We start from the raw sequence: 13,524 nt of genomic DNA on the forward strand, positions 1-13,524 counted from the left end.
CTTTCGGCCCGCTCCCCGGCGGCGCAGGAAGAACATTACCTGAAGGTGGACCGGGCTCCAAAACGGGTATCGGGGCCGAGGATCGCGGGCAGTTCGGCGAGCGAGACGATCCGGTGGCGTCCGGAGGGGAGCTCGACGGTGGCCGCGCCGTAGCGGTCGATCCACACGGAGAGCAGCCCGGCGTCGGCGGCGCCCCGGCCGTCGATCTCCGGATGGTCACCGACGTAGGCCACCTGGTGCGGGGCCAGCGACAGGGCCTCGCAGGCCGCGAGGAAGGCGCCGGCCTCCGGCTTGGAGACGCCGAGTTCCGCCGCGCACAGGATGACCTCGAAACGGTCGTGGACGCCGAGGGTGCGCAGCTTGTGGTCCTGGACGTGGATGCTGGAGTTGGAGAGCACGGCGTGGCGATGGCTGGCGGCGAGGTCGTCGAGCACGGGCAGGACGTCCGGGAAGAGCGACCAGGCCGCCTCGTAGTGCGCGTGGTACCGCAGGAGCCAGTCGTCGGCCTCCGCGTCGGCCATCTCGCGGCCCAGGAACGCCCGTACCCGGTCCCGGCGCTGGTCCTCGAAGGTGATCCCGCCCGCCGAGAAGCGGGCCCAGTGCTCTTCGGTGACCTCCCGCCACCGCGCGAGCCCCGCCTCCGCGGTACCGAACCGGTCGAGCAGCCCCTCGGCGGTCAGATAGGACCGCATGCCCTCGCGGTCGGCGGTCGTGTAGTCGAACAGGGTGTCGTCCACGTCCCAGACCACGGCGAGGATGCTCATGATCCAACGGTAACGCGGCGGCGGCCGCCCTGTCCGGGGGATGCCGAAGGGGCGGCACCCGGTCGCCGGGTGCCGCCCCTCGGGCGCGCCGCTATGCGGCGAGCTTCGCCAGGGCCGCGTCGACGCGGGCCAGCGTCTTCTCCTTGCCCAGGATCTCCAGGGACTCGAAGAGCGGCAGGCCGACCGTGCGGCCGGTGACGGCGACGCGGACCGGTGCCTGGGCCTTGCCGAGCTTGAGGCCGTGCGCCTCACCGGCGGCCAGGACGGCCTCCTTCAGGGACTCGGACGAGGTCCAGTCGGCGGCCGCCAGCTTCTCGCGGGCCGTCGTGAGCAGCGCGTCGCTGCCCTCCTTCATCGCCTTCGTCCAACTGGCCTCGTCGAAGACCGGCTCGGGGAGGAAGAGGAAGTCGACGTTGTCGGTGATCTCCGACAGCACCTTCAGACGGGTCTGGGCGTGCGGTGCGATCGCCTCCCACCGGGCCTCGTCGAAGTCCTGCGGGGACCAGGGGGCGTAGGGGGCCTTCAGCCAGGGCGCGCAGCGCTCCGTGAAGTCCTTCACGTCCAGCAGGCGGATGTGGTCGGCGTTGATCGCCTCGCACTTCTTCAGGTCGAAGCGCGCCGGGTTGGGGTTGACGTCCGCGATCTCGAAGGCCGCGGTCATCTCGTCCATCGTGAAGATGTCCTGGTCGGCCGAGAGCGACCAGCCGAGCAGCGAGAGGTAGTTGAGCAGGCCCTCGGGGAGGAAGCCGCGCTCGCGGTAGAGGTTGAGCGAGGACTCCGGGTCCCGCTTCGACAGCTTCTTGTTGCCCTCGCCCATCACGTACGGCAGGTGACCGAAGTGCGGGGTCCCCTGGGCGATGCCCAGTTCGGTCAGCGCCTTGTAGAGGGCGATCTGGCGGGGGGTGGAGGAGAGCAGGTCCTCGCCCCGCAGGACGTGCGTGATCTCCATCAGCGCGTCATCCACCGGGTTGACCAGCGTGTACAGCGGGGCGCCGTTCGCACGGACGATGCCGAAGTCGGGCACGTTCTCCGGGGTGAACGTCAGCTCGCCGCGGACCAGGTCCGTGAAGGTGATCGTCTCGTCGGGCATGCGGAAGCGGACGATCGGGGTGCGGCCCTGGGCCTTGTACTCCGCCACCTGCGCCTCGGTGAGGTCGCGGCAGTGGCCGTCGTAGCCGGAGGGCCTGCCTGCGGCGCGGGCGGCGTCGCGGCGGGTGTCCAGCTCCTCCTGGGAGCAGTAGCAGTGATAGGCGTGGCCGGCGTCGAGGAGCTTGCGGGCGACGTCGGCGTAGAGGTCCATCCGCTGCGACTGGCGGTACGGCGCGTGCGGGCCGCCGACCTCGGGGCCCTCGTCCCAGTCGAAGCCCAGCCAGCGCAGCGAGTCCAGGAGCTGGTTGTAGGACTCCTCGGAGTCACGGGCCGCGTCGGTGTCCTCGATGCGGAAGACCAGCGTGCCCTGGTGGTGCTTGGCGAACGCCCAGTTGAACAGGGCGGTGCGGACCAGGCCCACGTGGGGGTTACCGGTGGGCGAGGGACAGAAACGGACGCGTACGGGGGAACCGGATGCGCTAGCCACGCTTGACAACCTTGTTGGTGAGAGTGCCGATGCCTTCGATGGTGACGGCGACCTCGTCGCCGACGACCAGGGGGCCTACCCCTGCCGGGGTGCCCGTGAGGATCACGTCGCCGGGGAGCAGCGTCATGGCCTCGGTGATGTTGACGATCAGATCCTCGATCGAGTGGATCATCTCGCTGGTGCGGCCGAGCTGCCGCTGCTGCCCGTTGACCGTCAGCTGGACGGTGAGGTCGCCCGCGGTCTCGAGGTCCAGGCCGGTCTCCACCCAGGGGCCCAGCGGGCACGAGGTGTCGAAGCCCTTGGCCCGGGCCCACTGCTTCTCGCGCTTCTGGACGTCGCGGGCGGTGACGTCGTTCGCGCAGGTGTAGCCGAAGATCACGTCCTTGACGCGCTCCCGGGGGACCTCGCGGCAGAGCCGGCCGATGACCACGGCGAGCTCGGCCTCGTGATGGACCTCCTCGGAGAAGGCCGGGTACTGGATGGCGTCGCCGGGACCGATCACCGAGGTGGACGGCTTGAAGAAGGCGAACGGGGCGTCCGGCACCTCGTTGCCCAGCTCGCGCGCGTGCTCGGCGTAGTTGCGGCCGAAGGCCACGACCTTGTTGGGCAGGACGGGCGGGAGCAGCCGGACCTTGCTCAGCGGCACCTTGGTGCCGGAGAGCTCGAAGTCCGTGAACGGGATGCCCTTGATGATGTCGAGGACGAGCTCGTCCGGCTTGTCGCCCTCGACCGCGCCGAAGGCGACGTTCCCGTCGATGGAGAACCTGGCGATGCGCACGGGTTGGTTGGCCCCTTGACTGAGCTGGCTGGAGTGTGACGCCCCAGGCTAACGCGGAAGGGCGCCCCCGGCCGGGGACGCCCTTGACATCCGTGGGTGGCCGCCTTGAGCATTCGGCGGCCGGTGCCCGTATCTCCGCGTGAAGATCTACTCAGCGACGGAGGCCGCCACCGGCACCTCCATGAGGATGGTGCGCTTGGGGTTCGCAGTCTGGGCGGGAAGTTCGACGGAGTGCTCCTGCTGCTCGGGGAGCTGGAGTGCGTCGGCGTCCGTGAGGTGCGCCAGGGTCGTACGCCGGGGGTTGGCGATCTTGTGGAACATCGTCGTCGTCTTCACTGTTGTACGTGACCCTGTCGTGTCCGGGCGTCCGGGAAGCCCTCAAGGGCCTCCGCACAGACGCGGTTTGTCGGATGTGCCATCCCTGTAAAGCGTCAGGCTAAACACGCGATTCCCGGTGAAGACGTGAAGGTCGCATGATCAGCGTGTGAGTTTGCTCACGAATCAAGGGGCAAAGCGGTCATTTCCGACCAGCCGGTGACCGGCATCAAACGGACATTAGTCACCTGAAGCGCTCATTCCGCTCCTGATCATGGCGACTGGGACACCCCCCGGCCGCCACCCCTTCCCACCCTTATGTCCGCCTTACGTGGGATCATTTTCTACATCCCGTAACTTGACCCTCACGTCGTGTCACGGATGTCACAGCCTGGCCAACGGGCCTTGTTGGAGATCCTGCACTGTGCTGGAATTCCTCGGACCGCCGCGGGATCGAGCCGGCGCACAGAGGGCGCCCAGCGCGCCCGGTGGCGGCGAGGACAGGGGGAGCCAGCGCCGGTACTCACGACCAATTGGCGGGCGTATTCAGGACGCCCGCCAACACGCCGACACCGTCCTTCCGTTCGCGCGGAGGGGCGCCTGGTCCAGAGGTTGCGACGCTAGTGCAGGGACGTTTCAAGAGGGATGGCAGCGCTTCGGCCGAGCCGGAGCCGCACGGCGGGACTGGCCCGATGGCAGTCGGCTCCTCGCCCCAGCACGCCCAGAACCAGGGCCCCAATCCGTCCGGCGACGGCGGTGACCGCTCCGGACGACCCGGTGCGTCCGCGTCGGCGACTACTCCTCCCCCGGCTCCGACGAAGCCGCCGACCGGCCCCAGCGGCCCCGGCCCGCGGGTGGCGCTGCGCAACTGGCGCATCTCCACGCGTCTGGTGGCGCTGCTGACCCTGCCCGTGGTCGCGGCCACCTCGCTGGGCGCGCTGCGCATCAACCAGTCGATGGACGACATCCAGCAGCTCGACAACATGAAGCTGCTGACGGACATGACCAAGCAGGCCACCGACCTGGCCGACGCGCTCCAGGACGAGCGCGACCGCTCGGCCGGCCCGCTGGCGCACAACGGCAAGGCGACCGACCCCGGTATCAAGGGCCTGCGCGAGAAGACGGACCGCGCGCTGAGCGCCTTCCAGGACTCGTCGGAGGAGATCGACGGCGCCACCGCCGACGGCAACCTCCAGGGCGTCCGGGACAGCCTCGTCGGTCTGCTGAGCGACCTGGGCAACCTCGCCAAGGTCCGTTCGACGGCCTACGCGGAGAAGGACAACTCCACCCAGACGGTGGAGGCCTACCACCGCCTCATCACCAGCCTGCTCGACCTGTCCCAGGACATGGCGCAGGCCACGAGCAACCCGGAGATGATCCAGCGCACGCGTGCGCTGGCCGCCTTCTCCTCCGCCAAGGAGTACGCCTCCGTCCAGCGCGCCGTGCTCGCGGCGGCGCTGCCGGTGGGCAACACCGTCTACGGCGACCTCTCCGAGAACGACCGGCAGTACGCCGAGGCCGGACTCGAGAACCAGGACTCCGAACTCTCGAGTTTCCGCAGCATCTACGGCGACAGCGGCGCCGAGGAGCTGCTGAAGCCGATCGAGCAGGGCAACCCGGTCATCGAGGACGCCGACACCTACGCCACCCGGGCGCTCAGCTCCTCCAGCGGCCTGGAGTCGCTGGACAAGCAGTCGTACCAGGACTGGCTCGACGCCAGCTCCACCAAGATCAAGCAGATGAACAACATCGAGCTCACGCTGCTCGAGAACATGGAGCAGAAGGCGCGTGAGCTGCGCGCCGAGTCGGAGCGCGAAGCGATCATCTCCGGTGCGCTGATCCTGCTCGTGCTCGGTGTCTCGCTGGTCGGCGCGTTCGTCGTCGCCCGGTCCATGATCCGTTCGCTGCGCCGCCTCCAGGAGACCGCCACCAAGGTCGCCCAGGACCGGCTGCCCGAGCTGGTCAAGCAGCTGTCCGAGTCCGACCCGCAGGACGTCGACACGTCCGTGGAGTCGGTCGGTGTGCACTCCCGGGACGAGATCGGCCAGGTGGCCGCGGCCTTCGACGACGTGCACCGCGAGGCGGTCCGCCTCGCCGCCGAGCAGGCTCTGCTGCGGGGCAACGTCAACGCGATGTTCACCAACCTCTCGCGCCGCTCCCAGGGCCTCATCCAGCGTCAGCTCTCGCTCATCTCCGAACTGGAGTCCCGCGAGGCCGACCCGGACCAGCTGTCCTCGCTCTTCAAGCTCGACCACCTCGCGACCCGCATGCGCCGTAACGGTGAGAACCTCCTCGTCCTCGCGGGTGAGGAGCCCGGCCGTCGCTGGACCCGTCCGGTCCCGCTGGTCGACGTGCTCCGCGCCGCCGCCTCCGAGGTGGAGCAGTACGAGCGCATCGAACTGGCCTCCGTGCCGACCACCGAAGTGGCCGGCCGGGTCGTCAACGACCTCGTGCACCTCCTCGCCGAGCTGCTCGAGAACGCCACCTCGTTCTCCTCCCCGCAGACCAAGGTCAAGGTCACCGGTCACGCGCTGCCCGACGGCCGCGTCCTGATCGAGATCCACGACACCGGTATCGGTCTCTCCCCCGAGGACCTCGCCGCGATCAACGAGCGGCTCGCCTCGCCGCCCACCGTGGACGTGTCGGTCTCCCGACGCATGGGTCTGTTCGTGGTCGGTCGGCTGTCCCAGCGGCACGGCATCCGCATCCAGCTGCGTCCCTCCGACTCCGGTGGCACGACCGCGCTGGTCATGCTGCCCGTGGACGTCGCCCAGGGCGGCAAGAAGCCTCAGCCCAAGCCCGGCCAGGGCAGCGTCGCGGGTGGTCCCGCCGCCGCGCAGGCCGCCGCGGGCGTCGCCGCCGCGCGTCGCCAGAACGGCTCGCAGAACGGTTCGCAGGGTGGTGCCCTCGGCTCCGGTCCCGGCACCGGCGGCCGACTCGCCCCCGGTCAGGGTCCCCGGGCCGCGCTGCCCGGCCGTGACGGCGGTGGCCGCCCCGGTGGTCAGCCGCCGCGCGGACCGCAGCAGCCGCCGGCCTCCCCCCAGCAGGGCCGACCGGCTCCGGCCGGTGCGGGTTCCGGCTTCGGCGGTCAGGCTCCGGGCGCGTCGCAGGGTCTCCAGGCGGCCGGTACGGCCTCCCAGGGTGTGGACATGTTCGGCGGACGCCCGACCCAGCAGCGGGGCAACAAGGCCGATCAGGGTGGCCGCGGCCGTCAGCCGCAACTGCCGCCGCGCGGTGGTCCGCGCGCCGAGCTGCCGGGCGGCAACCCGCAGCCGCGGGTGACCAGCTGGGGCGACGAGAACGCCCAGCCGCCGGTCCCCCGCAGCCCGCTGGACGCCCCGCGCGGTCACGAGGAGCCGGACGTCGCCCAGACGTCGCGCATGCCGCGCATCGACGACCGCCAGGGTCCCGGCGCCACCGCCGAGATACCGGCGATCCCGCGCACCGACGACCGCCAGAGCCCGGCGGGCCCCGCCGACTTCGGCCGGCCCGTCGCGAACGGTCTCCACAGCACCGGCCAGTTCCCGGCCGTGGGCAACCCCCAGACGGCTCCGGGCGGACGGCAGGACACCAGCCAGTTCCAGCGTCCGGGCACCAACGGCCGGCCGGACCCGGCGCAGTTCCAGCGCCCCGGTACCAGCGGCCAGCAGGACGAGAACGGCTTCACCCGGTCCGACGTCTTCGGCGCCCCGGGCGGCCAGAACGGCTCTGCGGCTCCGAACCAGTTCGCTCCGCAGGCGTACGACAACGGCTCCGCAAGCCAGTTCGCCGCACCCGGTTACGACGGCTCCTCGACCGGTCAGCACTCGCTGCCCGGCCGCCAGGACCCCTCGTCCACCGGCCAGTTCGCCGCTCCGCAGTCCGGCGGCTACGGCACCCCGGCGCAGCCGTCGGGCCCGCAGCGTCCCGTCGGGCGTCCGGAGCCGGAGGCACTGCCGCCGGCCTCGGGTCCCGGTGACGGGCGCACCCCGCTCTACGACACGCTGGAGACCAACTGGTTCCACGGTCAGCAGGCGGGCGGTGCGGCCCAGGCTCCGCAGCAACAGCAGCAACAGCAGCACCAGGAGCCGCAGGCTCCGGCTGCACCCCAGCGTCCCGCCGCCGCCAATGCCTCCTGGCGCACCTCGCCGAACGACGAACTCGTCCGGCAGGCCGAGCGGGTCAGGCAACCGGCCGCGGGCGGCGTCACCACGTCCGGCCTGCCGCGCCGGGTGCCCAGGGCGAACCTCGTCCCGGGCACGGCTCAGCAGCAACAGCACCAACCCGGTCCGCAGGTCTCGCGTGCGCCTGACGACGTACGCGGACGGCTGACCAATCTCCGTCGGGGCATCGCGCAGGGTCGTCAGGCCGGCAACGGTCAGACCGGCAGTTTCCCGAGCCCCACTCACCAGCAGGAGCGTTAGTTGAGTCAGATGAGCCAGGCGGCACAGAACCTGAACTGGTTGATCACCAACTTCGTGGACAACACCCCTGGGGTGTCCCACACCGTTGTCGTGTCCGCCGACGGGCTCCTGCTCGCGATGTCCGAGGGCTTCCCGCGTGACAGGGCCGACCAGTTGGCGGCCGTCGCGTCGGGGCTGACCTCGCTGACGGCCGGCGCTTCCCGGATCTTCGAAGGCGGCAGCGTCGCGCAGACCGTCGTCGAGATGGAACGAGGGTTCCTCTTCCTCATGTCCGTCTCGGACGGCTCGTCGCTCGCCGTTCTCGCGCACCCCGAGTGCGACATCGGCCTCGTCGGCTACGAGATGACGCTCCTTGTCGACCGCGCGGGCGCGGTCCTCACGCCCGACCTGCGCGCCGAACTCCAGGGCAGTCTGCTCCACTGACCCGCCCCAGCACTACCCACCTCACGAAATCACCGTCCGGCCGACACAATCCCCCCACCGGCCTCGACGGACGGCACGACTGACCGCGAATGCTGTCCCGCCCGGAGGATCCATGACCCCGCCCACCGCCCATCATGATCCGTACGCGGAGCCGTACGGGGATGAGGGCGACCAGCCGCTGGTGCGTCCGTACGCGATGACCGGCGGTCGGACGCGGCCGCGCTATCAGCTCGCCATCGAGGCGCTGATCAGCACCACGGCCGACCCGGCAGCGCTCATGGGGCTGCTCCCGGAGCACCAGCGCATCTGCCATCTGTGCCGCGAGGTGAAGTCGGTCGCGGAGGTCTCGGCTCTCCTGGCCATGCCGCTCGGGGTGGCGCGGATCCTGGTCGCGGACCTCGCCGAAGCCGGACTGGTGGCCATCCACCAGCCGGGCGGCGACGAGAACAACGGCGGCGCTCCGGACGTGACGCTGCTCGAAAGGGTGCTCAGTGGACTTCGCAAGCTCTGACGGGGGGCGGGCCACCACCTCCGCGAAGATCGTGGTGGCGGGAGGCTTCGGCGTGGGCAAGACCACGTTCGTGGGCGCCGTCTCCGAGATCAACCCGCTGCGCACGGAGGCCGTCATGACGTCCGCGAGCGCGGGCATCGACGACCTGACCCACACCGGGGACAAGACCACCACCACGGTGGCCATGGACTTCGGCCGTATCACGCTCGACCAGGACCTGATCCTGTACCTGTTCGGTACGCCGGGCCAGGACCGGTTCTGGTTCATGTGGGACGACCTGGTGCGCGGCGCGATCGGCGCGATCGTGCTCGTGGACACCCGCCGTCTCGCCGACTGCTTCCCCGCGGTCGACTACTTCGAGAACAGCGGCCTGCCGTTCGTCGTCGCCCTCAACGGCTTCGACGGCTCGCAGCCCTACCAGCCCGAAGAGGTGCGCGAGGCGCTCCAGATCGGACCGGACACCCCGATCATCACGACGGACGCCCGGCACCGCTCGGATGCCAAGAGCGCGCTGATCACGCTGGTCGAGCACGCGCTCATGGCGCGACTGCGGTAATTTTCAAGCACCCGGCGCCGTACGGCGGTTGTCGTAGACGCTCTGGAGCCGACTGTGGCCTTTGACACGGTCGGCTCCGGTGTTCATAACGTTTCGGCAGTGGAATCCACAGGTACCGACACGCGTCGCGGTCGCTTGGTCTCGCTGCGCGCACGAAAGCCCCGCCTTTTGGCGGGGCTCGTTCTGTTTGACCGTTTTATCTGGGGCTTACATCACATCGAACCAGCGCTTTCCCATGTTTGGAAGAGCGCTGGTCGTCGTGCTGGAATGCCTGAACTGCCCAATAGTCAATGACGTACTGATGGTCGATGGCTGACCGGGCTCTGAGACACTGCGGCACGACGAAGGTGCCGACCGCCGAGAGGTTGTTGGTCGAGTGAGGCGAAGCAAGCAAAGTCCCGAGCCGGCGGCCCGGGGCAACTTCACCCCGCCGCCGCGCGGAGCGGCGCCCGCCCCTGTGCCCGGTTCGGAGCCGGCGTCCGCCCCCGCGAAGAGCGGCGGTCGCCTCTCCCCGCGGAACTGGCGGGTGCCCACCCGGCTGAACGCGATCCTGCTCATACCCGTGGTGGTCGGCCTGGTCATGGGCGGCTTCCAGGTGAAGAACTCGATCGACACCTGGCAGGAGGCCCGCGACGCCGAGAAGACGGCGAAGATCGTGGCCGCCGCCGGCGAGTACGCCGAGGCCCTGCTGAACGAGCGGGACATCAGCGCCCAGCCGCTGCTCCAGTCCAAGAAGGACGACTCCAAGGTCAAGGCGGCCCGCGCCACCACCGATGCGAAGGCCACCGCCTTCCACGACGAGGTCGCCGGGATGCCGGACAAGGAAGGCCTCAAGCGCCGCCTGAAGCTGGTGGAGGAGGCCGAGCCGACTCTGACGAAGATTCGCGCCGCCGCCTACACCAAGGCCCTGGACCCGGTGAAGACCGAAGAGGGCTACGTCGCGGTCGAGCACCTGCTGATGGAGTTCTCCAACGAGCTCGGCCTCGGCACCGGCAACATCACCGCCTACGGCCGTACCGTCTACGCGGTCGCCCTGGCCAAGGGCGCCGAGTCCCTCCAGCGCGCGATCGGCATGCACCTGCTGGTCCGGCCCAGCCCCGACGAGACGGTCTTCCGGCAGCAGCTCACCGCCTTCACCTCGTACGCCTACCTCGAGGGCATCGCCCAGCAGGAGTACGTCTCCGGTGGCACCACCGAGGACGCCGCGCGGCTCACCGAGGTCATGAAGGAGAAGACCGAGGAGGGCGCGCAGCAGGCCGCCGACGCGAAGGCCAAGGCCGAGGCCGCGGGCGAGGAGTTCACCGCTCCGCCGACCATGGACAAGATGATCCAGGCGATCGCCAGCGGGCAGTCTCCGTCGAAGCTCGCCGAGCAGGGCGTCACCGCCCAGGCCTGGATGACGGCCGCGACGCTGAAGTTCGAGGGCTACAGCCAGGTCGAGAGCGAACTCATCGACCGCGCGGTCACCGACGCCGGTGAGATCGCCTCCGACGCGCAGCGCGACGCCATCATCAACGGCGCCATCGTCATCATCGCCCTGCTCGCCGCGTTCATCGTCGCCAGTCTCATGGCCCGCCAGATGAGCCAGGCCATGCGCCAGCTGCGCAACGCCGCCTTCGGCATCGCCGAGCAGCGGCTGCCGATGCTGGTCGACCAGCTCTCGCGCACCGACCCGGGCCGGGTGGACACCCGTGTCCAGCCGATCCCCATCAACACCAGGGACGAGATCGGCGAGGTCGCCCGCGCCTTCGACCAGGTCCACCGCGAGGCCGTCCGACTGGCCGCCGAGCAGGCTCTGCTCCGGGGCAACATCAACGCGATCTTCACCAACCTCTCGCGCCGCAACCAGTCCCTGATCGAGGGCCAGCTGACCCTGATCACCGACCTGGAGAACAACGAGGCCGACCCGGACCAGCTGGAGAACCTCTTCCGCCTGGACCACCTCGCCACCCGTATGCGCCGCAACGGCGAGAACCTCCTGGTCCTCGCCGGCGAGGAGCCCGGCCGCCGCTGGGACCAGCCGGTCCCGCTGGTCGACGTGCTGCGCGCCGCCTCCTCCGAGGTGGAGCAGTACGAGCGCATCGAGCTGTCCGGCGTACCCGAGGCCGAGATCCACGGCCGTGCCGTGACCGACCTCGTGCACCTGCTCGCCGAGCTTCTGGAGAACGCGACCACGTTCTCCTCCCCGCAGACCAAGGTGCGCGTCACGGCCACCCGTCTTCCCGACGGCCGGGTCATGATCGAGATCCACGACAAGGGCATCGGCCTCACCGCCGAGGACTTCGCGGACATCAACCACAAGCTGGCCAACCCGCCGACGGTGGACGCCGCGATCTCGCAGCGCATGGGCCTGTTCGTGGTCGGCCGACTGTCCGACCGGCACGGTATCCGCGTCCAGCTGCGCCCCTCGGGCGAGCAGGCCGGCACCACCTCGCTGGTCATGCTGCCGGACGCCATCACCCACGGTGGCGGTGGCGAGCAGCAGCCTCGCGACGAGTTCACCGTCTCGCAGATCATCCCGGAGCAGAACTACGGCGGTGGCGGCGAGGACTTCAACAACGGTCTGCCGATGCGCACGGCCGCGGAGCTCGGCTTCGACGACAGCCAGTACGAGGTTCCCGACGACATCCGCGACCTGGACCCGGTGGGCCGCTCGCTGATGCGCGAGGAGCGCCGTGCGGCCCTGGATGCCCAGCCGGGTCAGCCGGGTCAGCCGGGCCAGCCGACCGGGCAGCAGCAGTCGGCCGACGGCTTCGCCGCGCCCCGTCAGCAGCAGTCGTACGACGCCGGGCAGAACGGCTACGACCCGGCCCAGCAGGGTGCAGGGGCCGGCTACGACAACGGTGCGACCGGGTACGCCGAGCAGCCGGCGGCGTTCGACCAGCAGACGTCGTACGAGGAGCAGCAGCGCCCGGCGTACGACGACCAGTACTTCGCGCCGAACGGTGGCATGCCGCAGGGCGAGTCGTTCTCCGGCAACGGCGGCCTTCCGCAGAACGGTCTTCCGCAGGGCGACGGCTTCGCGTCGAACGGCGGCTACCCGGACCCCGCGTATGCGGAGCCCGGCCGGGAGGAGCGTCCGGCGGCCCCGGCCGCCGCGTCCGAGGGCTTCCAGCCGTACCAGGAGCAGCAGTCCTACCAGGACGACTGGCCCCAGCAGAACGGCCACACGAACGGTTACCAGAACGGCTACCAGGACCAGTACGCTCCGGAACCGGAATCCACGCAGGCCGCAGACGCGGGTGAGCAGAACCGCGTAGGCTTCGACCGTCCGGGACCGTCCTCCTCCGCCTCCCACGCGCTGACCGACGCCGGTCTCCCCCGCCGCGGCTCCGCCGCAAGCGGTGCGAACGGCGCCCGGCCCGCGAAGCAGGAGCCGGCGGCCTCCCCCGCGGAGAGCAACGGCGGCGGCGACTCCTGGCGCTCGGCCAACGACGAGCGCTGGCAGCAGGCCTCCGCTCTGAAGAAGCCCAAGGCGGGTGGGGTCACCTCCTCCGGCCTGCCGCGGCGGGTGCCCAAGGCCAATCTGATCGAGGGCGCCGCCGAGACCACCCCCCAGGGAGGCCCTCAGGTCTCCCGCGCCCCGGAGGACGTCCGTGGCAGGTTGAGCAACCTGCGTCGGGGCGTCCAGCGCGGACGCAGCGCAGGCAGCAGTGAAACGAACGGCCAGGGCCTCGGTCCTGACAGCACCTACAACCAGGAGCGTTAGTGTGAGCCCGATGAGCCAGGCGGCACAGAACCTGAACTGGGTGATCACCAACTTCGTGGACAACACCCCGGGGGTGTCCCACACCGTGGTGGTCTCCGCCGACGGACTCCTTCTGGCGATGTCCGAAGGCTTCCCCCGCGACCGGGCCGACCAGCTCGCAGCCGTCGCCTCCGGTCTGACGTCCCTGACGGCAGGCGCCTCCCGGATCTTCGAGGGAGGCAGCGTGAACCAGACGGTTGTGGAGATGGAGCGGGGATTCCTCTTCCTCATGTCCATTTCCGACGGTTCCTCGCTCGCTGTTCTTGCCCATCCCGAGGCGGACATCGGCCTCATTGGGTACGAGATGGCCCTTCTGGTGGACCGAGCGGGTTCGGTCCTGACCCCTGACCTTCGTGCGGAGCTCCAAGGGAGCCTTCTCAACTAACAAACGAACGGTGCGTTTTGGCGTCCCGAGGCCGTAGGGTTTCGGGACGCGGCTTCCACGTGATG

General features: G+C 70.0%; 10 protein-coding genes. 6 read left to right on the plus strand and 4 right to left on the minus strand.

The window, feature by feature from the left end; genetic code table 11:
* Positions 1-35: 35 nt before the first annotated feature.
* From OG933_RS13995 to OG933_RS14010, 4 genes are all read right to left on the minus strand, one after another.
* Complete coding sequence (locus tag OG933_RS13995; RefSeq protein WP_142266305.1) at positions 36-764, minus strand: HAD family hydrolase; 729 nt, start codon at positions 762-764, stop codon at positions 36-38.
* Between the two features lie 91 nt (positions 765-855).
* Entirely contained in the window at positions 856-2,340 is a 1,485-nt protein-coding gene (gene gltX / locus OG933_RS14000) for a glutamate--tRNA ligase (protein ID WP_362531402.1), read from the minus strand.
* Positions 2,333-3,118 carry a fumarylacetoacetate hydrolase family protein gene (locus OG933_RS14005; RefSeq protein ID WP_020128759.1) on the minus strand — a complete coding sequence of 262 codons (786 nt, stop codon included), beginning with the start codon at positions 3,116-3,118 and terminating at the stop codon, positions 2,333-2,335. Before OG933_RS14005 ends, gltX begins: the two co-directional genes overlap by 8 nt.
* 147 nt (positions 3,119-3,265) lie before the next feature.
* Positions 3,266-3,454, minus strand: a complete 189-nt coding sequence (locus OG933_RS14010) for a hypothetical protein (protein WP_362531400.1) — start codon at positions 3,452-3,454, stop codon at positions 3,266-3,268.
* Between the two features lie 602 nt (positions 3,455-4,056).
* Here OG933_RS14010 and OG933_RS14015 point away from each other — a divergent pair.
* From OG933_RS14015 to OG933_RS14040, 6 genes are all read left to right on the plus strand, one after another.
* Positions 4,057-7,836, plus strand: a complete 3,780-nt coding sequence (locus OG933_RS14015; RefSeq protein WP_405627329.1) for a nitrate- and nitrite sensing domain-containing protein — start codon at positions 4,057-4,059, stop codon at positions 7,834-7,836.
* 9 nt (positions 7,837-7,845) lie between these two features.
* Entirely contained in the window at positions 7,846-8,259 is a 414-nt protein-coding gene (locus OG933_RS14020; protein WP_020128762.1) for a roadblock/LC7 domain-containing protein, read from the plus strand.
* Between the two features lie 112 nt (positions 8,260-8,371).
* On the plus strand, positions 8,372-8,770 hold the full coding sequence (locus tag OG933_RS14025) for a DUF742 domain-containing protein (RefSeq protein WP_009190816.1): 399 nt from the start codon (positions 8,372-8,374) through the stop codon (positions 8,768-8,770).
* Entirely contained in the window at positions 8,751-9,326 is a 576-nt protein-coding gene (locus OG933_RS14030) for an ATP/GTP-binding protein (RefSeq protein WP_054239771.1), read from the plus strand. The genes OG933_RS14025 and OG933_RS14030 overlap by 20 nt, the downstream gene beginning before the upstream one ends.
* A gap of 376 nt (positions 9,327-9,702) precedes the next feature.
* Positions 9,703-13,035 carry a nitrate- and nitrite sensing domain-containing protein gene (locus OG933_RS14035; protein WP_405627330.1) on the plus strand — a complete coding sequence of 1,111 codons (3,333 nt, stop codon included), beginning with the start codon at positions 9,703-9,705 and terminating at the stop codon, positions 13,033-13,035.
* 10 nt (positions 13,036-13,045) lie between these two features.
* Positions 13,046-13,459, plus strand: a complete 414-nt coding sequence (locus tag OG933_RS14040) for a roadblock/LC7 domain-containing protein (protein WP_037737006.1) — start codon at positions 13,046-13,048, stop codon at positions 13,457-13,459.
* Positions 13,460-13,524: the final 65 nt, after the last annotated feature.

The organism is Streptomyces sp. NBC_00016 (assembly GCF_045040885.1).
Taxonomy (GTDB): domain Bacteria; phylum Actinomycetota; class Actinomycetes; order Streptomycetales; family Streptomycetaceae; genus Streptomyces; species Streptomyces coriariae.

Bases quoted from the DNA above. Each gene is read 5' to 3' on its own strand.
- OG933_RS13995 (WP_142266305.1), bottom strand. From the start codon at position 764: ATGAGCATCCTCGCCGTGGTCTGGGACGTGGACGACACCCTGTTCGAC.
- OG933_RS14020 (WP_020128762.1), top strand. From the start codon at position 7,846: ATGAGCCAGGCGGCACAGAACCTGAACTGGTTGATCACCAACTTCGTG.
- OG933_RS14040 (WP_037737006.1), top strand. From the start codon at position 13,046: ATGAGCCAGGCGGCACAGAACCTGAACTGGGTGATCACCAACTTCGTG.
- OG933_RS14025 (WP_009190816.1), top strand. From the start codon at position 8,372: ATGACCCCGCCCACCGCCCATCATGATCCGTACGCGGAGCCGTACGGG.